The 21,635-nt window shown below is 69.4% G+C and carries 16 protein-coding genes; 15 read left to right on the top strand and 1 reads right to left on the bottom strand.

Going from position 1 to position 21,635, the window contains the following annotated elements:
- Positions 1–43: 43 nt before the first annotated feature.
- On the bottom strand, positions 44–1,114 hold the full coding sequence (locus tag ACWCSV_RS30125) for a LacI family DNA-binding transcriptional regulator (protein WP_451147581.1): 1,071 nt from the start codon (positions 1,112–1,114) through the stop codon (positions 44–46).
- A gap of 360 nt (positions 1,115–1,474) precedes the next feature.
- On the opposite strand from ACWCSV_RS30125, the gene ACWCSV_RS30120 reads away from it, so the two are divergent.
- The 15 genes from ACWCSV_RS30120 to ACWCSV_RS30050 all read left to right on the top strand — a co-directional run bounded on the left by ACWCSV_RS30120 (position 1,475) and on the right by ACWCSV_RS30050 (position 21,472).
- Positions 1,475–1,954 (top strand): MarR family winged helix-turn-helix transcriptional regulator, encoded by a 480-nt coding sequence (locus tag ACWCSV_RS30120; RefSeq protein ID WP_451147579.1) that lies wholly within the window; start codon positions 1,475–1,477, stop codon positions 1,952–1,954.
- Entirely contained in the window at positions 1,951–3,438 is a 1,488-nt protein-coding gene (locus ACWCSV_RS30115) for an MFS transporter (RefSeq protein ID WP_451147577.1), read from the top strand. Before ACWCSV_RS30120 ends, ACWCSV_RS30115 begins: the two co-directional genes overlap by 4 nt.
- Positions 3,439–3,515: 77 nt before the next feature.
- On the top strand, positions 3,516–4,067 hold the full coding sequence (locus tag ACWCSV_RS30110; protein WP_451147575.1) for an isochorismatase family protein: 552 nt from the start codon (positions 3,516–3,518) through the stop codon (positions 4,065–4,067).
- A gap of 350 nt (positions 4,068–4,417) precedes the next feature.
- On the top strand, positions 4,418–6,769 hold the full coding sequence (locus ACWCSV_RS30105) for an ABC transporter family substrate-binding protein (RefSeq protein WP_451147573.1): 2,352 nt from the start codon (positions 4,418–4,420) through the stop codon (positions 6,767–6,769).
- A gap of 387 nt (positions 6,770–7,156) precedes the next feature.
- Positions 7,157–9,028 (top strand): translational GTPase TypA, encoded by a 1,872-nt coding sequence (gene typA / locus ACWCSV_RS30100; protein WP_451147571.1) that lies wholly within the window; start codon positions 7,157–7,159, stop codon positions 9,026–9,028.
- A 475-nt stretch (positions 9,029–9,503) separates the two neighbouring features.
- Entirely contained in the window at positions 9,504–11,141 is a 1,638-nt protein-coding gene (locus ACWCSV_RS30095) for a peptide ABC transporter substrate-binding protein (RefSeq protein WP_451147569.1), read from the top strand.
- A 168-nt stretch (positions 11,142–11,309) separates the two neighbouring features.
- The gene (locus tag ACWCSV_RS30090) at positions 11,310–12,242 is read left to right on the top strand and encodes an ABC transporter permease (RefSeq protein WP_390963509.1); all 933 of its coding nucleotides are present in this window, start codon (positions 11,310–11,312) and stop codon (positions 12,240–12,242) included.
- On the top strand, positions 12,235–13,179 hold the full coding sequence (locus ACWCSV_RS30085; RefSeq protein ID WP_451147567.1) for an ABC transporter permease: 945 nt from the start codon (positions 12,235–12,237) through the stop codon (positions 13,177–13,179). Before ACWCSV_RS30090 ends, ACWCSV_RS30085 begins: the two co-directional genes overlap by 8 nt.
- A gap of 11 nt (positions 13,180–13,190) precedes the next feature.
- Positions 13,191–14,249, top strand: coding sequence for an ABC transporter ATP-binding protein (locus ACWCSV_RS30080; protein ID WP_451147565.1), 1,059 nt, complete (start codon positions 13,191–13,193; stop codon positions 14,247–14,249).
- Positions 14,242–15,384 (top strand): ABC transporter ATP-binding protein, encoded by a 1,143-nt coding sequence (locus ACWCSV_RS30075; protein ID WP_390963506.1) that lies wholly within the window; start codon positions 14,242–14,244, stop codon positions 15,382–15,384. The genes ACWCSV_RS30080 and ACWCSV_RS30075 overlap by 8 nt, the downstream gene beginning before the upstream one ends.
- 195 nt (positions 15,385–15,579) lie before the next feature.
- Complete coding sequence (locus tag ACWCSV_RS30070) at positions 15,580–17,217, top strand: peptide ABC transporter substrate-binding protein (protein ID WP_451147563.1); 1,638 nt, start codon at positions 15,580–15,582, stop codon at positions 17,215–17,217.
- Positions 17,218–17,314: 97 nt separating this feature from the next.
- A complete protein-coding gene (locus ACWCSV_RS30065; protein WP_451147561.1) occupies positions 17,315–18,238 on the top strand; it encodes an ABC transporter permease in 924 nt (307 codons plus the stop codon).
- Positions 18,231–19,211 carry an ABC transporter permease gene (locus tag ACWCSV_RS30060; protein ID WP_451147559.1) on the top strand — a complete coding sequence of 327 codons (981 nt, stop codon included), beginning with the start codon at positions 18,231–18,233 and terminating at the stop codon, positions 19,209–19,211. The genes ACWCSV_RS30065 and ACWCSV_RS30060 overlap by 8 nt, the downstream gene beginning before the upstream one ends.
- Before the next feature lie 13 nt (positions 19,212–19,224).
- Positions 19,225–20,202 (top strand): ABC transporter ATP-binding protein, encoded by a 978-nt coding sequence (locus ACWCSV_RS30055; protein WP_451147557.1) that lies wholly within the window; start codon positions 19,225–19,227, stop codon positions 20,200–20,202.
- Complete coding sequence (locus ACWCSV_RS30050) at positions 20,192–21,472, top strand: ABC transporter ATP-binding protein (RefSeq protein ID WP_451147555.1); 1,281 nt, start codon at positions 20,192–20,194, stop codon at positions 21,470–21,472. The genes ACWCSV_RS30055 and ACWCSV_RS30050 overlap by 11 nt, the downstream gene beginning before the upstream one ends.
- Positions 21,473–21,635: the final 163 nt, after the last annotated feature.

Raw genomic sequence — 21,635 nt, 5'->3', positions numbered from 1 at the left:
TTCCCGACGCGGGCGGGTGTGGCCGCCCAGCGTCAGGCGCGGCCTACCCGCAGCCGCAGCTCTCGCGGCGGGCCAGGGCGACCGGGAGCTCCACCGAGACCGGGTCGCGGTCGCGGTCCCCGAGGCGCCGCACCAGCAGCTCCGCCGCCTCTTCGCCGAGCCGCCGGATGGGCTGGCGGACCGTGGTCAGGGCCGGGCGTACGAGACGGCTCAGCGGGATGCCGTCGAAGCCGGTCACCGCGATGTCCTCCGGTACCCGCACCCCCCGGCGCTCCAGCGCCTGGAGGGCACCCACGGCCATCTGGTCGTTGGCGAAGAGCATCGCCTCGGGCCGGACCGCCCCGGCCTCGTCCGCGCGGTCGAGCAGCGCCTCGGCGGCGCGGGCGCCCTCCGCCTGGGTCATCATCGCGGTGCGCAGCTCCGGCTGGTCCGGTACGGGCAGCCCGGCCTCCCGGCACGCCTGCCGGAAGCCGTCGAACCGGGCCTCCGCGTCGGGGGAGTCCGCCTCGCCGCCGACGAAGACCAGGCGGCGCAGCCCGTGGTCGTCGATGAGGTGCCGGGCGAGTTCGCGTTCGCCGTCCCGGTTGGCGACCTCCACGTGGTCGAGGTGGTCTATCTCGCGGGGGCCGGCGAGCATCACCACCGGGAGCCGGCGCGAGATGACGTCGAGGTCCTCGGTCGGCACGGTCCGCGCGAGGACGGCGAAGCCGTCGACCCGCCCCGCGACCTTCGCCACCAGGCTCTCGGGTCCGCCGTCCAGCGAGGCGGCGATCAGCAGGGCGTAACCGTGCCGGCGGGCGGCCCGTTCCATGCCCCGGATGATCTGGTCGGAGTAGAGCATCACGGCGTTGTCGTCGTCGCCGTCGCTGAGCGCCGCCGCCGTCTCGGCGTCCGGGTCGGCGTAGTCGGGGAAGCAGAGCCCGAGCACGCCCGTGGTGCGGCTGGCCAGGCCCCGGGCGTTCCCGCTCGGTACGTAGCCCAGCTCCCGGGCCGCGGCCAGGACCCGCTCCCGGGTCTCGGGCCGGACCGAGTCCGGGGTGCGGTACACACGGGAGACCGTGGCGATGGAGACGCCGGATCGCTCCGCGACGTCGTACACCGTGGGGGCACTCACTCGACCGGGACCGTCCGCTTCTTCGTCCGCGGCCACATGCCCGAAGCGTGCGCCGCTGCCTGCCTCTGAATGCCGCACCGCACGCGATCGGGGTGTGCACGGTCGGTATGTGCATGATCGGAAAACGCGCGATGAAAGCGCATTCACCCTAGATCGCGGGGGTGCGGAGGCACAAGGTGACGTTCCGGACATCACTCCGATCGGGTGTGCGGCCGACCGCCGCCGGTGCGGCATTCGCCCGGCCCGCGCCGCTGCGGCCTCCACACGGCCCGGGTCCCGGGCGGTGGATTCCCGCCGTCCTCGGGACAGAATAGACAGGCAAACTTGCAAGATGGTCTACCCATCTTCTACGGTGGAGAAATGCCCGATACGACCGAAACCTCAGCCGCACGGCCGGCCACGCCCCCCGCGGACGACCCCGCTCCGGACGTGGTGGCCGTGCGGCTCGCGGCGGTGGTGAGCCGGCTGCTCCGCAAACTGCGTACCGAGTCCGCCGAGAGCCTGCTCACCCCGTCGCAGCGGTCCGTGCTGGCCAGGCTGGAGAGTGAGGGGCCCGCCACCACGGCGGCCCTCGCGCGGGCGGAGTACGTACGCCCCCAGTCCATGCGGCTGACGCTCGCCGCGCTGGAGAGCCAGGCGCTGGTCGACCGGGCCCCCGATCCCGAGGACGGGCGCAAGTCGCTCGTCTCCGTCAACGAGGCCGGCCGGGTCACGCTCGCCGGTGTCCGGGCCGCCAAGCACGACTGGCTGGCCGAGGCGCTCGGCGCGGAGATGGACGAGTCCGAGCGGCAGACCGTCGCGACGGCCGTCACCCTCCTCAACCGGCTGGTGGAGCAGTGAGCGCCGCGAGCGGCCCGCAGGCCGCGACCCCGCCGCTCATACCCCCGGCGGCGACCGGAACCCCCGGTCCCGCCGCCCCGGCCACGGGCAGGAGCGCGGGCAGCGCGTCCCCGGCCCCCGAGCGGCCCGGCTTCGGCGGCCGTCTCACGGCGCCCCTGCTGATCGGCTCGCTGGTCAACCCGCTCAACACCACCATGATCTCGACCGCCCTGGTCGCGATCGGGCACAGCTACCACGTCGGCGCGGCCGGTACCGCCTGGCTGATCTCCGTCCTCTACCTCACCAGCGCCGTCGCGCAGCCGGTGCTCGGCAAGCTCGCCGACTCCATCGGCCCGCGCCGCGTCTTCATCGCGGGGCTGGTCGTGGTCCTGATCTCCGGGCTGGTCGGCGCCTTCGCCCTCTCCTTCACCTGGCTGCTCGTCTCCCGGCTGCTGCTGGGCATCGGCAGCGCCGCCGCCTACCCGGCCTCGATGTCGATCCTCCGGTACGAGGGGCTCCGGGTCGGCCGTACCCCGCCGCGCCCGGTCCTCGCCCGGCTCTCGTTCGCCGCGGTCGGCAGCACCGCCGTCGGCCCGACGCTCGGCGGCGTGCTGGTGATGCTCGTCGGCTGGCGGGGCATCTTCGCGGTCAACGTGCCCGTCGCGCTGATCGCGCTCGTCACCGCGCTCCGGTGGATCCCGGCCGACCGGCCCCGCGTACCCGCCGAGGACGGCAGTCGTCCGAAGACCGACATCGATCCGCTCGGCATCGGCCTCTTCTCCACCGCCCTCACGCTGCTCGCCTTCTTCCTGCTCGACCTGGCCCACCCGAACTGGTGGCTGCTGCCGCCCTTCGTGGTGGTCGGCGCCGTGCTGATCCGGTGGCAGCTGCGGACCCCCAAGCCCTTCATCGACCTGCGGGTGCTCGTCTCCAACGGTGCGCTCACCCGTACGTACCTGCGACACGGCCTCGGCTACCTGCTCGTCTACTGCGTGATGTACGGACTGACGCAGTGGCTCGAAGAGGTCCGCGGGTTCTCCTCCGGCGAGACCGGACTGCTGATGCTCCCGATGTCCGTCGCCGCCCTGGCCTGCTCGCTCCTCGGCGCCCGTACGAAGGGCATCCGGGGGCCGCTCACACTGGCCTGCCTGCTGCTCACCGCCGGGTCCGTGGTCCTGGTCTTCCTCTCCGGCGACTCCCCGCTCGTCCTGCTCCTGCTCGCGGGCGCCTGCTTCGGCATCCCGCAGGGGCTGATCGGTACGAGCAACCAGGCGGCGGTCGCCCAGTTCGCCCCGGCCGAGTCCATCGGCTCGGCGGCCGGGCTCCAGCGCACCGCGCAGTACATCGGCGCGATCACCGCCTCCAGCATGATCGCCCTCGCCTACGGCCAGGCGGCCACGGACGCCGGCCTCCACCTCATGGCGTGGATCGCCGCGGGACTCGGGGTACTGCTGATCGGCCTGACCCTCACCGACCGGGCGCTGCGCACTCCGCAGGCCCGCTGAAGACCACACCCCCTGAAAGACCGCACCGCCCCGGCCCCGTACCAACGGGCCGGAACACACAGCAAGGAGTACGTCCCATGACCGCCACCACCCTCGACGCGAAGACCGCGCTCGTCGTCATCGACCTGCAGAAGGGCATCCTGGACCTCCCGATCATCCACTCGGGTGACGAGATCGTCGCCAAGGCCGCCGAGCTCTCCGAGGCCTTCCGCGCCAAGGACCTGCCGGTCGTGCTGGTCCGCGTCACCGGCGGTGCCCCGGGCCGTACCGAGGCCGGCCACGGCGGCGGACAGCCGCCGGCCGACTGGGCCGACCTGGTCCCCGGCCTCGGCCGCCAGGACAGCGACATCGTCGTCACCAAGCAGCAGTGGGGCGCCTTCTACGGCACCGACCTGGACCTCCAGCTCCGCCGCCGCGGCATCACCCAGATCGTGCTGCTCGGTGTCGCCACCAGCATCGGTGTCGAGTCCACCGCCCGCTTCGCCAGCGAGTACGGCTACAACGTCACCGTCGTGACCGACGCGATCAGCGACATGGACGCCGACTCGCACGCCAACTCCGTCGAGAAGATCTTCCCGCGCCTCGGCGAGACCGCCACCACCGCGGAGATCATCAAGCTTCTCGGCTGATCCCTCCCCGCACCCCGGCCGCACGCGCCTCCTCCCGCGTACGGCCGGTACGGCCCCTCCGTGCCCCGGACCCGGCGCAACCGCCGGATCCGGGGCACGGGTGTGTCCGGAACCCGGCGGCGGCCGGGGCGGCTGCGACCGGCGGGGCCCGGACGGCGCACACCGGTGCCCCCGCACGGGTGAGGTTTCCCGGCCGGCCGACGTGTCGGTGACGGCCCACGCGCGCAGGCGCTTTCAGTGGGGAGGCGTCAGCGGTGTGATCAACCGCTAATGCCATCAGATCGTCAGGTAACTGTCATCCGGTCCATTCCGGTACGGGGTGGTCCGTTCCGGCCCCGGAGGTACCAGCCATGTCCCACGTCGGCGTCCCGCGCGGGACCGCCCGCAAGCGCCGCACCCTCGCGCTGTTCACCGCGGGTGTACTCACCATCCCGGCACTGGCCGGCTGCGGCTCCGGGGACGAGAAGGCGGTCGCCGGCGTCCCCCAGGACATCTCCCCGGCCGCCCGCGGCGCGATCGCCCAGGGATCCGTCCTGAACTGGGCCGTCGACGCGGTGCCCGCCACCCTCAACACCTTCCAGGCGGACGCGGACAACACCACCACCCGGATCACCGGCGCGCTCCTGCCGAACCTCTTCCCGCTCGACGCGGCGGGACAGCCGAAGCTCAACCCGGACTACCTGGAGTCCGCGAAGGTCATCGACCGGGAACCGAAGCAGGTCGTCCTCTACAAGCTCAACCAGCGCGCGGTGTGGAGCGACGGGCGCGAGATCGGCGCCCCGGACTTCGTCGCCCAGTGGCGGGCGCTGAGCGGCAAGGACTCCGCGTACTGGACCGCGCGCAACGCCGGGTACGAGCGGATCGAGAAGATCGAGCGCGGCCACGACGACCTCCAGGTCCGGGTCACCTTCTCGAAGCCGTACGGCGACTGGCGCTCGCTCTTCTCGCCGCTGTACCCCAAGGAGGTCATGGGCTCCCCGGCCTCCTTCAACGACGGCGCCCGCGCCGCCCTGAAGAACACCGCCGGACCGTTCAGGCTCCGCTCCGTGGACAAGGACACCAAGACCGTCACCCTCGTCCGCGACCCCCGCTGGTGGGGCGACACGGCGAAGCTGGAGAAGATCGTCTTCCGCGCGGTCGCCCCCAAGGACCGGGGCGAGGCGCTCGCCGAGGGCACGGTGGACGTGGCCGACATCGACGGGAACGACGCGCGGCGCATCCGCCTCGCCGCCCACGACGACGGCCGCAACGGCCGCCCGCTCACCCACGGCCCCCAGGCCGACCTCACCCCCGCCGCCGCCCTGCGCTCCTGGGCGCTCGCGCACGGCTCGGACGAGGAGGCGGCCGAGATCGCGCAGGCTGCCCGGGAGAAGACCCAGGAGGCGATCGAGGCGTACGAGGCCGAGCAGGCGGGTCTGCGCTCCTACGTCGTACGCAAGTCCCTGGAGCCCGCCTACACGCAGCTGGCGCTCAACGGGGAGTCCGGCCCGCTGGCCGACGAACGGGTGCGCCGGGCGGTGGCCCGCGCGATCGACCGCCAGGAGATCGCCGACTCCGTCCTGAAGCCGCTGGGACTGCCCGCCGAGCCGCTCGGCAGCCACCTCGCCATGCTCGGCCAGCCCGGCTACACGGACAGCAGCGGCGCCATCGGCGACCAGGACACCGCGGAGGCCCTGGCCCTGCTCGCGGACGCGGGCTGGACCCCGGGCGGCGGCGCCCGGAAGCCCAAGGGCACCGAGGCCGGCAGCGAGGCCGAGAAGAAGGCGAAGGCCTCCGCCCCGGCGGACGAGGAGGCCGAGGCGGACGCTTCGGACGGCGCGGCGGGTGCGGAGGCCACGGAGTCCACGGAGACGGCGAAGACCGACGGCGACGGCGCCGACAAGGCGGCCGCCGAGGAGACGGCCACCGGGACCTCCACCGCAGGCAAGGCCGCCGCCGACGAGAAGGCCGACGCCGGGAACGCCGGGCGCTACGTCGTCGGGGACGACGGCAAGCCGGGCGACGACGACTCCGCCGCCCAGGTCTCGCTCCGGGACCGCAAGGCCGGGGGAGCCCCCGGCCTGTACGCCCCCGTGGGCACCGCCGCCCCGGCGCGGCCCGCCGCACCGGCCCGGCACGCGGCCGTCCGCAGCCGGATCGGCAAGGACGGAAAGACGCTGAGCCTGCGGTTCGTGCTCCCCTCGGGGGCGGAGTCGGCGGCCCTGCGCAAGGTCGGCGAGAAGATCGCGGCGATGCTCGACTCCGTCGGCATCTCCACGGTGATCACCAAGGTCTCCGACGCGAGCTACTTCAAGGACCACATCGCCTCCGGCGAGTACGACCTGGCGCTCTACTCGTGGCCGGTCAGCGCCTACCCCGCCACCGACGGCCGCCCCATCTTCGCGAAGCCCGTACCGGCCTCGGACGGATCGCTGGTCGTCGAGCAGAACTACACCCGGGTCGGCACCGACTACATCGACCAGCTCTTCGACCGGGCCGTCGCGACCCTGGACGAGAAGGCCTCGCGCGACCTGATGAAGCAGGCGGACGCCCGGATCTGGGCCGCCGCCGGTTCGATTCCGCTCTACCAGCGCCCGCAGCTGGTCGCGGTCGACAAGAAGCTCGTGAACGTCGGCGCCTTCGGCTTCGGGACGCCGCGCTACCAGGACATCGGATTCAAGGGCAAGAAGGCCGCGGGCGCCCCGGCCCGCCTGACTGAGTAGCAGCGGCCCGCGGTGGAGCGCTCCGGCCCGGAGCGCTCCACCGGGCCACGCCCCCGCACCCGACCGTGCCCGCCGGACCGATCCGGCGGGCACGGTCGTGTCCGGGGGCGTGCGTCCGACCCCCGCGCGGGGGCCCGCGAGGGGGTCCGGAGGCGGTCGCGGCGGCCTCTTCCGGCGCCCGTGAGCCGGTCCGAGACCGGTCCCCACCGCTGAATATCCGTTGAATCCTGGGGGAAGAGCGGTCTCGCGGATCGGGCCGGGAAGCCCCGCACGCGGCTGGCCCGTACCATGGGACAAGCCGTGGCGTGTCAGCCCGGCGGGGCGTACGAGGACCTGAGACCGACTGCGACGCCTGATCCCACGATCCGAGAGAAGCGCATTCCACCCATGCCCACGCGCCACGACATCCGTAACGTAGCCATCGTCGCCCACGTCGACCACGGCAAGACCACGCTGGTCGACGCCATGCTCAAGCAGGCCGGTGCCTTCGCCGCGCACGCCGCCGAGAGCCTCGACGACCGCATGATGGACTCGAACGACCTGGAGCGTGAGAAGGGCATCACGATCCTCGCCAAGAACACGGCGGTGAAGTACCACCCCAAGGCCGGCGGGGAACCGATCACGATCAACATCATCGACACCCCCGGCCACGCCGACTTCGGTGGCGAGGTCGAGCGCGGTCTGTCGATGGTGGACGCGGTCGTCCTGCTCGTCGACGCCTCCGAGGGCCCGCTGCCGCAGACCCGCTTCGTGCTCCGCAAGGCGCTCGCGGCGAAGATGCCGGTCATCCTCTGCATCAACAAGACGGACCGTCCCGACTCCCGCATCGCCGAGGTCGTCGACGAGACGTACGACCTGTTCCTCGACCTGGACGCGGACGAGAACCAGATCGAGTTCCCGATCGTCTACGCCTGCGCCCGTGACGGCGTCGCCTCGCTGACCAAGCCGGAGGACGGCACCGTCCCCACGGACAGCGAGGACCTGGAGCCGTTCTTCACCACCATCCTGGAGCACGTCCCTGCTCCGGAGTACGACGAGGCCGCGCCGCTCCAGGCCCACGTCACCAACCTGGACGCCGACAACTTCCTCGGCCGTATCGCGCTCTGCCGCGTCGAGCAGGGCGAGCTGCGCAAGGGCCAGACCGTCACCTGGATCAAGCGGGACGGCAGCCAGCAGAACGTCCGCATCACCGAGCTCCTCATGACCGAGGCACTCACCCGCAAGCCGGCCGAGGTCGCGGGCCCCGGTGACATCTGCGCCATCGCCGGTATCGGCGACATCATGATCGGCGAGACGCTGGCCGACCCCGAGAACCCGATCGCGCTGCCGCTGATCACGGTCGACGAGCCGGCCATCTCGATGACCATCGGCACCAACACCTCGCCGCTCGTCGGCAAGGGCGGCAAGGGCCACAAGGTGACCGCCCGTCAGGTGAAGGACCGTCTGGACCGCGAGCTGATCGGTAACGTCTCGCTCCGCGTCCTCGACACCGAGCGCCCGGACGCCTGGGAGGTCCAGGGCCGCGGTGAGCTCGCGCTGGCCATCCTGGTCGAGCAGATGCGCCGTGAGGGCTTCGAGCTGACCGTCGGCAAGCCCGAGGTGGTCACCAAGCAGATCGACGGAAAGACGCACGAGCCCATCGAGCGCATGACCATCGACTCGCCCGACGAGCACCTGGGCGCCATCACCCAGCTCATGGCGACCCGCAAGGGCCGCATGGAGACCATGACGAACCACGGCTCCGGCTGGGTCCGCATGGAGTGGATCGTTCCGTCCCGCGGCCTCATCGGCTTCCGTACGGAGTTCCTCACCCAGACCCGCGGCACCGGCATCGCGCACTCCATCTTCGAGGGCCACGAGCCGTGGTTCGGCGAGCTGCGCACCCGTCACAACGGCTCGCTCGTCGCCGACCGCTCCGGTTCGGTCACGCCGTTCGCGATGGTCAACCTGCAGGAGCGCGGTGTCATCTTCACGGAGGCCGGCACCGAGGTGTACGAGGGCATGATCATCGGCGAGAACTCCCGCGCCGACGACATGGACGTCAACATCACCAAGGAGAAGAAGCTCACCAACATGCGTGCGGCGTCCGCCGACACCACGGAGAACGTGGTCCCGGCCCGCAAGCTCTCCCTGGAGCAGTCCCTGGAGTTCTGCCGCGAGGACGAGTGCATCGAGGTGACCCCGGAGACCGTGCGTATCCGCAAGGTCGTCCTGGACGCCAAGGAGCGCGGTCGCTCCGCGTCGCGCGCCAAGCGCTGACCACCGGTCACGCTCCGCTCGCCGATCACTTTCGGCCACTGGCTGGAGATCGCCCCGCACGGGTTTGAACCCGATACAGAGCATTGACATGAGGCCCGGCCTCCCGCAGACACTGTGGGAGGCCGGGCCTTCGTCAATTGATTTTCGTCACTTCGGTGTCCGGTTATCGGGCGTTGCTCTCCGGAACATGTGTTAACAGTCCGTTTCGGGGGTGTCTGTCTGGACTCAGTTTGTCCGGATTTCGGTCATAGAGGGTGAGGTGATGTTGTCAAACCGAGACCCTTTAAGTGTGGTTTACAGCCTCGGAGTACCCAATAGTTGGCTCCATTGAGCTCGGGTCAATGGGTCACGCACTGTGGGGAGTGCGCCGACTCACGAGCACACTTGGGGCACCATGACCATCACCCTCAGAGGGGAGGGGATGGCGAGAGGTGCCCCTCTTGTAGTCATAAGTGGACTCATGAGGAGGAAACCCATGCGCGGTGCCAAGAGCGCCAAGTGGGTCGCGGGAGCGGCCATCATCGCCCTGGCCGCAACGGCCTGTGGCGGCGGCAAGGACGAAGCCAAGGACGGCGGGAGTGCCAAGGGCGCGGTCGACCCGAACGGCATCTTCTCCATCGAGGTCGGCGAGCCGCAGAACCCGCTGCAGCCGGCCAACACGATGGAGTCGAACGGCAGCATCGTCACGGACGCGATCTTCTCGCAGCTCGTGGACTACGACCCGTCCGGCAAGCTGGTGATGGTCAACGCCGAGTCCGTGGACACCACCGACTCGAAGCTGTGGACCGTCAAGCTGAAGGCCGGCTGGAAGTTCCACGACGGCACCCCCGTCACGGCGGAGTCCTACGTCAAGGCCTGGAACTGGGCCGCGAACATCACCAACGCGCAGACCAACGCGTCGTGGTTCAGCGACATCAAGGGCTACGCGGACGTGCACCCCGACGGTGACGGCGCCAAGCCGAAGGCCGACGCCATGTCCGGCCTGAAGGTCGTGGACGACACCACGTTCACCATCGAGCTCAACTCCGCGCTGCCGTACTTCTCCTACAAGCTCGGCTACACGGTGTTCTCCCCGCTGCCCGAGTCCTTCTACGCGGACCCGAAGGCCGCCGGCGAGAAGCCGGTCGGCAACGGCGCGTACAAGTTCGTCAGCTGGGACCACAAGAAGCAGATCAAGGTCGTCCGCAACGACGACTACCAGGGTCCGGACAAGGCGAAGAACGGTGGTGTGATCTTCAAGAACTACACCACCCTCGAGACCGCCTACGAGGACCTGAAGTCCGGCAACGTGGACGTGCTGCGCCAGCTCGCGCCGAAGGACCTCCCGGTCTACAAGGCCGACCTCGGTGACCGCGCCGTGGACAAGGCGTACTCCGCCATCCAGACGCTGGGTGTCGCCTTCTACTCGCCGACCTTCAAGGGCGTCGACCCGAAGGTCATCCAGGGCCTGTCGATGGCGATCGACCGGAACACCATCACCAAGACGGTCCTCCAGGGCACGCGTGAGCCGGCGACCGGCTGGGTCGCCAAGGGCGTCCTCGGCTACCAGGACAACGTCGCGGGTGACGTCACCACCTACAACCCGACCAAGGCCAAGGCCCTCATCAAGGAGGGTGGCGGTGTTCCGAAGAACAAGATCTTCATTCAGTTCAACGCCGACGGCGGTCACAAGGAGTGGGTGGAGGCCGTCTGCAACAGCATCACGCAGGCGACGGGCGTCGAGTGCGTCGGCGACTCCAAGACGGACTTCCAGGCCGACCTGAACGCGCGTGACGCGAAGGAGGTCAAGTCCTTCTACCGCAGTGGCTGGGTGCTCGACTACCCCGTCAACGCCAACTTCATCAGCGACCTGTTCAAGACCGGCGCCGCCGGTAACCAGGGCGGCTTCTCCAACCCTGAGCTGGACAAGCAGATCAAGGCCGCGGACTCCGCCGCCTCGCTCGACGAGTCGGTCAAGGCCTACCAGCAGATCGAGAAGGAACTGGTCGACTACATGCCGACCATTCCGCTCTGGTACTACAAGGTCAACGCCGGTTACTCGGAGAAGGTCCAGAACGTCGAGTACGCCCAGGACGGCGACCCGGTCCTGACCGGTGTCGAGGTCAAGAAGTAACACCGACGTAGTCAGCGGGCCGGTACCGGACCGAACTGACATCGGACCTGTACCAAAGCCTGCACGCAGTGGCCGGGGGGCCCTTCCGCACCTCGGACCGACCCATCGGGGAGGTCCGTCGCACGGGAGGGCCCGTCGGCTGCCGCTGCCGATTTACATGGAGGCACGATGGGGCGCTATGTCGTACGGCGACTGCTCCAGATGATCCCGGTCTTCATCGGGACAACCCTGCTGATCTTCCTGATGGTCTACACGCTGCCCGGCGACCCCGTGCGCGGGCTCTTCGGGGACAAGGGCGCCGACCCGGCGACCCTCGCGGCGATGAGACACCAACTCGGGCTGGATCAGCCGATCCTGGTGCAGTACTGGGATTACATGAAGGGGATCCTCTTCCACTTCGACTTCGGCAACCAGATAGCGAGTGGACGGCCCGTCACCGACGTTCTCGGCGACGCGTTCCCGGTCACCCTGCGACTCGCCGGAATCGCCTTCGTGATCGAGATCGTCCTCGGTGTCGGACTCGGCATGATCGCCGGTCTGCGCGCGGGCAAGCTGACGGACAACATCGTCCTCATCGTCACGCTGCTGATCATCTCGATGCCCGTCTTCGTGATCGGCTTCCTCGTCAAGTCGGTGTTCGCGTTCCAGCTGGACTGGATCTCGCCCAACGTCTCCAACGACGCCACCTGGGGCGAGCTCTTCACACCGGGCATCGTGCTCGGATCGCTCTCGCTCGCCTACGTCGCCCGGCTCACCCGGACGACCATGGCGGAGAACCTGCGCGCCGACTACATGCGTACCGCGGTCGCCAAGGGTCTGCCCAAGCGCCGCATCGTGGGCGTGCACCTGATGCGCAACTCGCTGATCCCGGTCGTCACCTTCCTCGGCACGGACCTCGGCGCCCTGATGGGTGGCGCGGTCGTCACCGAAGGCCTGTTCAACGTGAAGGGGATCGGCGGCACCATCTTCGAGTCGATCGTCCGCCGCGAGGGCACCACCCTCGTCGGACTGGTCACCATCCTGGTGCTCGTCTACCTCGTCATGAGCCTCATCGTCGACCTGCTGTACGCGGTCCTGGACCCGAGGATCCGGTATGCCTGACATGACCAAGACCGCGACCGCCCCCGAGGGCGGCACGTCCGCGGCCGAGCCCGTCGAGGCAGTCAAGTCCGAGAAGGCGCGCAGCCTCTGGGGCGACGCCTGGATAGACCTGCGCCGCAACTGGTACTTCCTGATCTCGGCCGTCCTCATCCTGATCCTGATCGTCATCACGGCGTTCCCGAGCTGGTTCACCAGCGCGTCGCCCACCACGGGCGACCTCGTGCACCACTTCCTCAGCAAGCCCGAACTGGGCAAGGTCGGTTCGGACGGCTGGCTGGGCTACGACGGCCAGGGCCGCAGTGTCTACGCGCGTGTCATCTACGGCACCCGCGCCTCGGTGATCGTGGGCGTCGGCGTGACGCTGCTGGTGACCGTGTTCGGCGGACTGATCGGCATGCTCGCCGGTTACTTCGGCGGCTGGATCGACGCGGTGCTCTCCGGATTCACCAACATCTTCCTGGGCGTGCCCTTCCTGCTCGGTTCGATGGTCGTCCTTCAGGCGTTCACCGAGCGCTCCACCCTGGTGGTCGTCATGGCGCTGGCCTTCCTCGGCTGGACCCAGATCGCCCGTGTGATGCGCGGGGCGGTGATCACCGTCAAGCAGGCCGACTTCGTCCAGGCGGCCAGGGCGCTGGGCGCCGGCACCAACCGGATCCTGTTCCGGCACATCCTGCCGAACGTCATGGCCCCGGTGATCGTCGTCGCGACGATCTCGCTCGGTGTCTACATCTCCGCCGAGGCGACCCTGTCCTACCTGGGCCTCGGCCTCGCCGCCCCCACGGTCTCGTGGGGCATGGACATCTCCGACGGCGCGAGCCAGATCCGGGTGGCGCAGCACATCCTGCTGTACCCGTCGATCATGCTCAGCATCACCGTCCTGGCGTTCATCATGCTCGGCGAAGCCGTCCGTAACGCCCTCGACCCGAAGACGCGATAAGGAGGGCGCACGTGACCAGCATCGATCAACTCGTAGAAATCCCGGCCGCGCGCTCGGGGGACGACCACGTCGGCCCCCTGCTCGAAGTACGTGACCTGCACGTGGAGTTCCACACCCGGGACGGCGTGGCCAAGGCCGTCAACGGTGTCAACTACCAGGTGAACGCCGGGGAGACGCTCGCCGTGCTCGGCGAGTCGGGCTCGGGCAAGTCCGTGACCGCGCAGGCGATCATGGGCATCCTCGACATGCCGCCGGGCAAGATCCCGCAGGGCGAGATCCTCTTCCGCGGCCAGGACATGCTCAAGATGTCCAACGAGGAGCGTCGGAAGATCCGCGGCCAGAAGATCGCGATGATCTTCCAGGACGCGCTGTCCTCCCTCAACCCCGTGCTGAGCGTGGGGTACCAGCTCGGCGAGATGTTCCGCGTGCACCGGGGACTCTCGAAGAAGGAGGCGCGGGCCAAGTCCATCGAGCTGATGGACCAGGTCAAGATCCCGGCCGCCGCCGCGCGCGTCTCGGACTACCCGCACCAGTTCTCCGGCGGTATGCGCCAGCGCATCATGATCGCCATGGCGCTGGCCCTGGAGCCCGACCTGATCATCGCCGACGAGCCGACCACGGCTCTCGACGTGACGGTCCAGGCGCAGGTCATGGACCTGCTCTCGGAGCTCCAGCGCGAATACAACATGGGTCTCATCCTGATCACCCACGACCTCGGTGTGGTGGCGGACGTCGCCGACAAGATCGCCGTGATGTACGCGGGCCGGATCGTCGAGACCGCGCCGGTGCACGAGATCTACAAGGCCCCCGCGCACCCGTACACCAAGGGCCTTCTCCAGTCGATCCCGCGCCTGGACCAGAAGGGCCAGGAGCTCTTCGCGATCAAGGGCCTGCCGCCGAACCTGCTCAACGTCCCCTCGGGCTGCGCGTTCAACCCGCGCTGCACGATGGCGCAGGACATCTGCCGTACCGAGATCCCGGTGCTGCACCAGGTGACCGACCGGGACGGTGCCGAGCAGGCCGGGCGCGGCAGCGCCTGCCACTTCTGGAAGGAGACGATCCATGGCTGACATCGAGAAGAAGTCCGTGGACGCCACCCCGAGCGTCACCCCGGTGGAGACGGTCGACGCGGCCACGGAGGCCGAGGCGGTCGCCGCCATCGACGCCCCGGTGGCGCAGGGCGAGCCGATCCTCCAGGTCCGCAACCTGGTCAAGCACTTCCCGCTGACCCAGGGCATCCTGTTCAAGAAGCAGGTCGGCGCGGTCAAGGCCGTGGACGGCGTCTCGTTCGACCTGTACGCGGGCGAGACCCTCGGCATCGTGGGCGAGTCCGGCTGTGGCAAGTCCACGGTCGCGAAGCTCCTGATGACGCTGGAGCGGGCCACGGCCGGCGAGGTCTTCTACAAGGGCCAGGACATCACCAAGCTGTCCGGCCGGGCGCTGAAGGCGGTCCGCCGGAACATCCAGATGGTGTTCCAGGACCCGTACACCTCGCTGAACCCGCGCATGACGGTCGGCGACATCATCGGCGAGACCTTCGAGATCCACCCCGAGGTGGCCCCGAAGGGCGACCGGCGCCGCAAGGTGCAGGAGCTGCTGGACGTCGTCGGCCTCAACCCGGAGTACATCAACCGGTACCCGCACCAGTTCTCCGGCGGCCAGCGCCAGCGCATCGGCATCGCCCGCGGCCTCGCGCTCAACCCGGAGATCATCATCTGCGACGAGCCGGTCTCCGCGCTCGACGTCTCGGTGCAGGCGCAGGTCATCAACCTGATGGGGAAGCTGCAGGACGAGTTCAACCTCTCCTACCTCTTCATCGCGCACGACCTGTCCATCGTCCGGCACATCTCCGACCGGGTCGGGGTCATGTACCTCGGCAAGATGGCGGAGATCGGCTCGGACGAGGAGATCTACGACCACCCGACGCACCCCTACACCCAGGCGCTGCTGTCGGCGGTCCCGGTCCCCGACCCGGAGGCCCGCGAGGGCCGCGAGCGGATCATCCTCACCGGTGACGTCCCCTCGCCGGCGAACCCGCCGTCGGGATGCAGCTTCCGCACCCGGTGCTGGAAGGCGCAGGACAAGTGCGCCGCGGAGACCCCGCTGCTCGCGATCCCGGAGCGCTTCAAGTCCGTGGACACCCCGGCGGCCCACGCTTCGGCGTGCCACTTCGCCGAGGAGAAGGACGTCGTCCACGCGGCCTGATCCTCAACACCCCGCACGGGCCCGTGCGCGCGGAACGCTCCGGCGTTCCCCGCGCACGGGCCCGTCGGCGTACCGGGCGGCAGGCGGCCGTACGGACCGGTGCGCGGTCCCCGTACGGGCGACGTGAACATGCGGCCGGGATGCGCATGGGTTCCGATGGGCTGAGCTACCCATAGGACTCATAGGAGGCACTCCATGCGCGGAGCCACACACGTCAAGTGGGCCGCATGCGCGGTGGCCGTCGCCCTGGCCGCGACGGCCTGCGGCGGGGGCGACAGCGGCGGCGGTGGCGGCGGTGGCGGGGCCGACGGGATCGTCAGTTCCTCCTGGGGTGACCCGCAGAACCCGCTGGAGCCCGCGAACACCAACGAGGTGCAGGGCGGCAAGGTCCTCGACATGCTCTTCCGGGGTCTCAAGCGGTACGACCCGAAGACCGGCGAGGCCAAGAACATGCTCGCCGACAAGATCGAGTCCAGTGACGCGACGAACTACACCATCACGGTCAAGGACGGCTGGACCTTCTCCAACGGCGAGAAGGTCACCGCGAAGTCCTTCGTCGACGCCTGGAACTACGGCGCCGCGCTGAAGAACAACCAGAAGAACGCCTACTTCTTCCAGTACATCGACGGCTACGAGAAGGTCCACCCCGAGAGCGGCTCCGCCTCGGCCACCTCGCTCTCCGGTCTCAAGACCACCGGCGACCTGACCTTCACGGTGAAGCTGTCGCAGAAGTTCTCGCTCTGGCCCGACACCCTCGGCTACGCCGCCTTCTCGCCGCTGCCGCAGAGCTTCTTCGACGACCACGACGGCTGGCTCTCCAAGCCCGTCGGCAACGGCCCGTACACCATCGACCAGTACGCCAAGGGCTCGTCGATGAACCTGCGCCGCTGGGACAAGTACCCCGGCGACGACAAGGCGGAGAACGGCGGCATCGACCTCAAGGTCTACACCGACAACAACACCGCCTACACCGACCTGACCGCGGGCAACCTCGACCTCGTCGACGACATCCCCGCCTCCCAGCTCACCAACGTCCAGTCCGACCTCGGCGACCGCTACATCAACACCCCGGCCGGCATCATCCAGACCCTCGCCTTCCCCTTCTACGACAAGGAGTGGGACACCGAGAACGGCCGCAAGGTCCGCCAGGGGCTGTCGATGGCGATCAACCGCCAGCAGATCACCGACCAGATCTTCCACCAGACCCGGACCCCCGCCTCCGACTGGACCTCCCCGGTCCTCGGCGAGGAGGGCGGCTTCAAGAAGGGCCTGTGCGGCAAGGAGTGCGAGTACAACGCCGACGAGGCCAAGAAGATGATCAGCGACGCCGGCGGCATCCCCGGCGGCCAGCTCAAGATCTCGTACAACGCCGACACCGGCTCCCACAAGGAGTGGGTGGACGCCGTCTGCAACAGCATCAACAAGGCGCTGGACAACAACCGGGCCTGCGTCGGCGGCCCCGTCGGCACCTTCGCCGACTTCCGCAACCAGGTCTCCCAGCAGAAGCTGCACGGCGCCTGGCGCGCGGGCTGGCAGATGGACTACCCGCTCATCCAGAACTTCCTCCAGCCGCTCTACTACACCAACGCCTCGTCCAACGACGGCAAGTGGAGCAACCAGGAGTTCGACGACCTCGTCGACAAGGCCAACGCCGAGACCGACAAGGCCACCGCGGTGAAGACCTTCCAGGACTCCGAGCAGGTGCTCGTCGAGCAGATGCCGGTCATCCCGCTCTGGTACCAGAACGGCAGCGCCGGCTACTCCGACCGCGTCTCGAACGTCGCGCTGAACGTCTTCAGCGTCCCCGTCTACAACGAGATCAAGGTCAAGTGACCCGCTGAAGCCGGGTGGCCGGAGCGGACCCCACCGCTCCGGCCACCCGGCTTCCCGGTCCCAGCCCCGCTTCCGCCCCGACCCCCCGGAGCCCCACATGGGACGTTATGTGATCCGGCGGCTGCTGCAGATGATCCCGGTCTTCTTCGGCACCACGCTGCTGATCTTCCTCATGGTGAACGTGATGGGCGACCCCATCGCGGGTCTCTGCGGCGACCGCCAGTGCGACCCCGCCACCGCCGCCCAGCTGCGGTCCGAGTTCGGCCTCGACAAGCCCGTCTGGCAGCAGTACCTGACGTACATGGGCAACGTCTTCACCGGCGACTTCGGCACCGCGTTCAACGGGCAGAAGGTCACCGAACTGATGGCCACCGCGTTCCCCATCACCATCCGGCTCACCATCGTCGCCATCGTCTTCGAGATCGTCATCGGCATCAGCCTCGGCGTCCTCACCGGCCTGAAGCGGGGCCGGCCCATCGACACCACCGTGCTGATCCTGACCCTGGTCGTCATCTCCGTCCCGACCTTCGTCACCGGCCTGCTGCTCCAGCTGCTGCTCGGCGTGAAGTGGGGCATCATCAGCCCCTCGGTCTCCTCTGCCGCCCCGCTGGACGAACTGATCGTCCCCGGGCTCGTCCTCGCCTCGGTCTCGCTCGCCTACGTCGCCCGGCTCACCCGCTCCTCCATCGCCGAGAACTCCCGCGCCGACTACGTACGCACCGCCACCGCCAAGGGGCTGCCCCGGCGCCGGGTCATCGTCCGCCATCTGCTGCGCAACTCGCTGATCCCGGTCATCACCTTCATCGGCACGGACGTGGGCGCCCTGATGGGCGGCGCCATCGTCACCGAGCGGATCTTCAACATCCACGGCGTCGGCTACCAGCTCTACCAGGGCATCCTGCGCCAGAACACCCAGACCGTCGTCGGGTTCGTCACCGTCCTGGTCCTCGTCTTCCTGGCGGCCAACCTGATCGTCGACCTCCTGTACGCCGTACTCGACCCGAGGATCCGCTATGCCTGAGCCTGAGCCGTATTCGCAGGACGGGGCGATCTCACCGGCGGGAGCCGGCGGACCCATGGACCTCGCCCTGGAGGAGGGCGAGACCCTGGAGAAGCCCCCCGGCCACGACGGCGGGGGCCCCTCCGAGAAGCCCCGCAGCCTCTGGTCCGACGCCTGGCGCGACCTGCGGCGCAACCCGGTCTTCATCATCTCCGGCCTGGTCATCCTCTTCCTGGTGGTCATCTCGATCTGGCCGTCGCTCATCGCCAGCGGCGACCCGCTCCAGGCCGACCTCTCCGACGCCCAGAAGGGCCGCGAGCCCGGACACCCCTTCGGCTTCGACGGCCAGGGCCGCGACGTCTACACCCGCGTCGTCTACGGCGCCCGCACCTCGGTCACCATCGGCGTCTGCGCCACCCTCGGCGTCGGCATCCTGGGCAGCATCCTCGGTGGACTCGCCGGGTTCTTCGGCGGCGGCTGGGACGCCGTGCTCTCCCGCATCACCGACGTCTTCTTCGGCATCCCGGTGGTCCTCGGCGGCCTGGTCTTCCTCTCCGTCGTCACCAGCTCCACCGTCTGGCCCGTCGTCGGCTTCATCGTCCTGCTCGGCTGGCCGCAGATCGCCCGCATCGCCCGCGGCTCCGTCATCACCGCCAAACAGAACGACTACGTCCAGGCGGCCCGCGCGCTGGGCGCCTCCAACTCGCGGATGCTGCTCCGCCACGTCGCCCCGAACGCCATCGCCCCCGTCATCGTCGTGGCGACCATCGCGCTCGGCACGTACATCTCCCTGGAGGCGACCCTCTCCTACCTCGGCGTCGGCCTGAAGGAACCCGCCGTCTCCTGGGGCATCGACATCTCCGCCGCGTCGAACTACATCCGCAACGCCCCGCACATGCTGCTCTGGCCCGCGGGGGCGCTGGCGGTCACCGTGCTGTCGTTCATCATGCTCGGCGACGCGGTGCGCGACGCCCTCGACCCCAAGCTGCGCTGAGGAGTCCCCTGCCATGCTGCTGGAAGTGCGCGATCTGCACGTGGAGTTCCACACCCGGGACGGCGTCGCCAAGGCCGTCAACGGGGTCAACTACTCGGTGGCCGAGGGCGAGACGCTCGCCGTGCTCGGCGAGTCGGGCTCGGGCAAGTCGGTCACCGCGCAGGCGATCATGGGCATCCTCGACATGCCGCCCGGGAGGATCAGCGGCGGCGAGGTCCTCTTCAAGGGCCGCGACCTGCTGAAGCTCAAGAAGGACGAGCGGCGCAGGATCAGGGGCCAGGAGATGGCCATGATCTTCCAGGACGCGCTCTCCTCCCTGAACCCCGTGCTGACCGTGGGTGACCAGCTCGGCGAGATGTTCCGGGTGCACCGGGGGATGTCCCGCAAGGAGTCCCGCCGGAAGTCGATCGAGCTGATGGACCGGGTCCGCATCCCGGCGGCCAAGGAGCGGATCGGGAACTACCCGCACCAGTTCTCCGGCGGCATGCGCCAGCGCATCATGATCGCCATGGCGATGGCGCTGGAACCCGCGCTGATCATCGCCGACGAACCCACCACCGCCCTCGACGTGACGGTCCAGGCCCAGGTCATGGAGCTGCTCGCGGAACTCCAGCAGGAATACCGCATGGGCCTGATCCTCATCACCCACGACCTCGGAGTGGTCGCCGACGTCGCCGACAAGATCGCCGTGATGTACGCGGGCCGGATCGTCGAGACCGCGCCGGTGCACGAGATCTACAAGGCCCCCGCGCACCCGTACACCAAGGGCCTCCTCCAGTCGATCCCGCGCCTGGACCAGAAGGGTCAGGAGCTGTACGCGATCAAGGGGCTGCCCCCGAACCTGCTGCGCATCCCGCCCGGCTGCGCCTTCAACCCGCGCTGCCCGATGGCCCAGGACGTGTGCCGCACCGACGAGCCACCGCTGTACGACGTGGCCGAACACCGCGCGAGCGCCTGCCACTTCTGGAAGGAGACGCTCGATGCACGCTGACCACTCCGGGGGCCGCAAGGAGGCGCGCGAGGAGGGCCAGATCGCCGCCACCCTCCTCTCCGAGTCGCGCCGGCTCTCCGCGTGGGCCGAGGGGGAACCGATCCTCCAGGTACGCGACCTCGCCAAGCACTACCCGCTCACCCAGGGCATCGTCTTCAAGAAGCAGGTCGGCGCGGTCAAGGCCGTCGACGGGGTCACCTTCGACCTCTCGGCCGGCGAGACCCTCGGCATCGTGGGGGAGTCCGGCTGCGGCAAGTCCACCGTCGCCAAGATGCTGGTCCACCTCGAACGCCCCACCGCCGGCGTCATCCGCTACAAGGGCGAGGACGTCACCAAGCTCTCCGGCCGGGCGCTGAAGGCGGTCCGCCGGAACATCCAGATGGTGTTCCAGGACCCGTACACCTCGCTCAACCCGCGCATGACGGTCGGCGACATCATCGGGGAGCCGTACGAGATCCACCCCGAGGTCGCCCCGAAGGGCAGCCGGCGGCAGCGGGTACAGGACCTGCTGGACGTGGTGGGGCTCAACCCCGAGTACATCAACCGCTATCCGCACCAGTTCTCCGGCGGCCAGCGCCAGCGCATCGGGATCGCCCGCGGCCTCGCCCTCAACCCCGAGATCATCGTGGCCGACGAACCCGTCTCCGCCCTCGACGTCTCCGTCCAGGCGCAGGTCGTCAACCTGCTGGACCGGCTCCAGGCCGAGTTCAACCTCAGCTTCGTCTTCATCGCCCACGACCTCTCGATCGTCCGGCACATCTCGGACCGGGTCGGGGTGATGTACCTCGGCCGGATCGTCGAGATCGGCACCGAGGAGGAGATCTACGACCACCCGACGCACCCCTACACCCAGGCACTGCTCTCCGCCGTCCCGGTGCCCGACCCGGAGGCCCGCGAGCACCGGGAGCGGATCATCCTGCACGGGGACGTGCCCTCGCCCGCCAACCCGCCCTCCGGCTGCCGCTTCCGCACCCGGTGCTGGAAGGCGCAGGAGCGGTGCGCTGTGGAAGAGCCGCTGCTCGCTGTCCCGGAGGCGTTCCGGGCGGTCCAGGGCCCGCCCCACCACGACTCGGCCTGCCACTTCGCGGAGGAGAAGCAGGTGGTCGCGGTGGAGGACGAACGGGTGCTGCCGCCGGGGGCGAAGGCGGGGCCGGGTGCGGACACGGCCCCGGGCGCGGATGCGGGTGCGGGTACGGACCCGGGTATGGCTCCGGGTGCGGATACGGACCCGGGTGCGGGGCGGGGGCCGGGCGACGGGGAACATCGTTAACAGTGAGGCAACTTGCCTGTCGCCACACCGATATACGAACGTCGCACCATGGACAGCGTACGGCCGTGCGGGTGCCGTGGACCGGCCGGGACGACTTCGTGTCGTACCGGCCGGTTACCCGTTTCCGGGCCTTCCGGCCCCCTTGTCGGGTGGTCCCGGGCGG

The organism is Streptomyces sp. NPDC001770, from assembly GCF_053596135.1.
The sequence above is the reverse complement of the archived record's forward strand: the minus strand, read 5'-3'. Positions and strand labels throughout refer to the sequence as shown.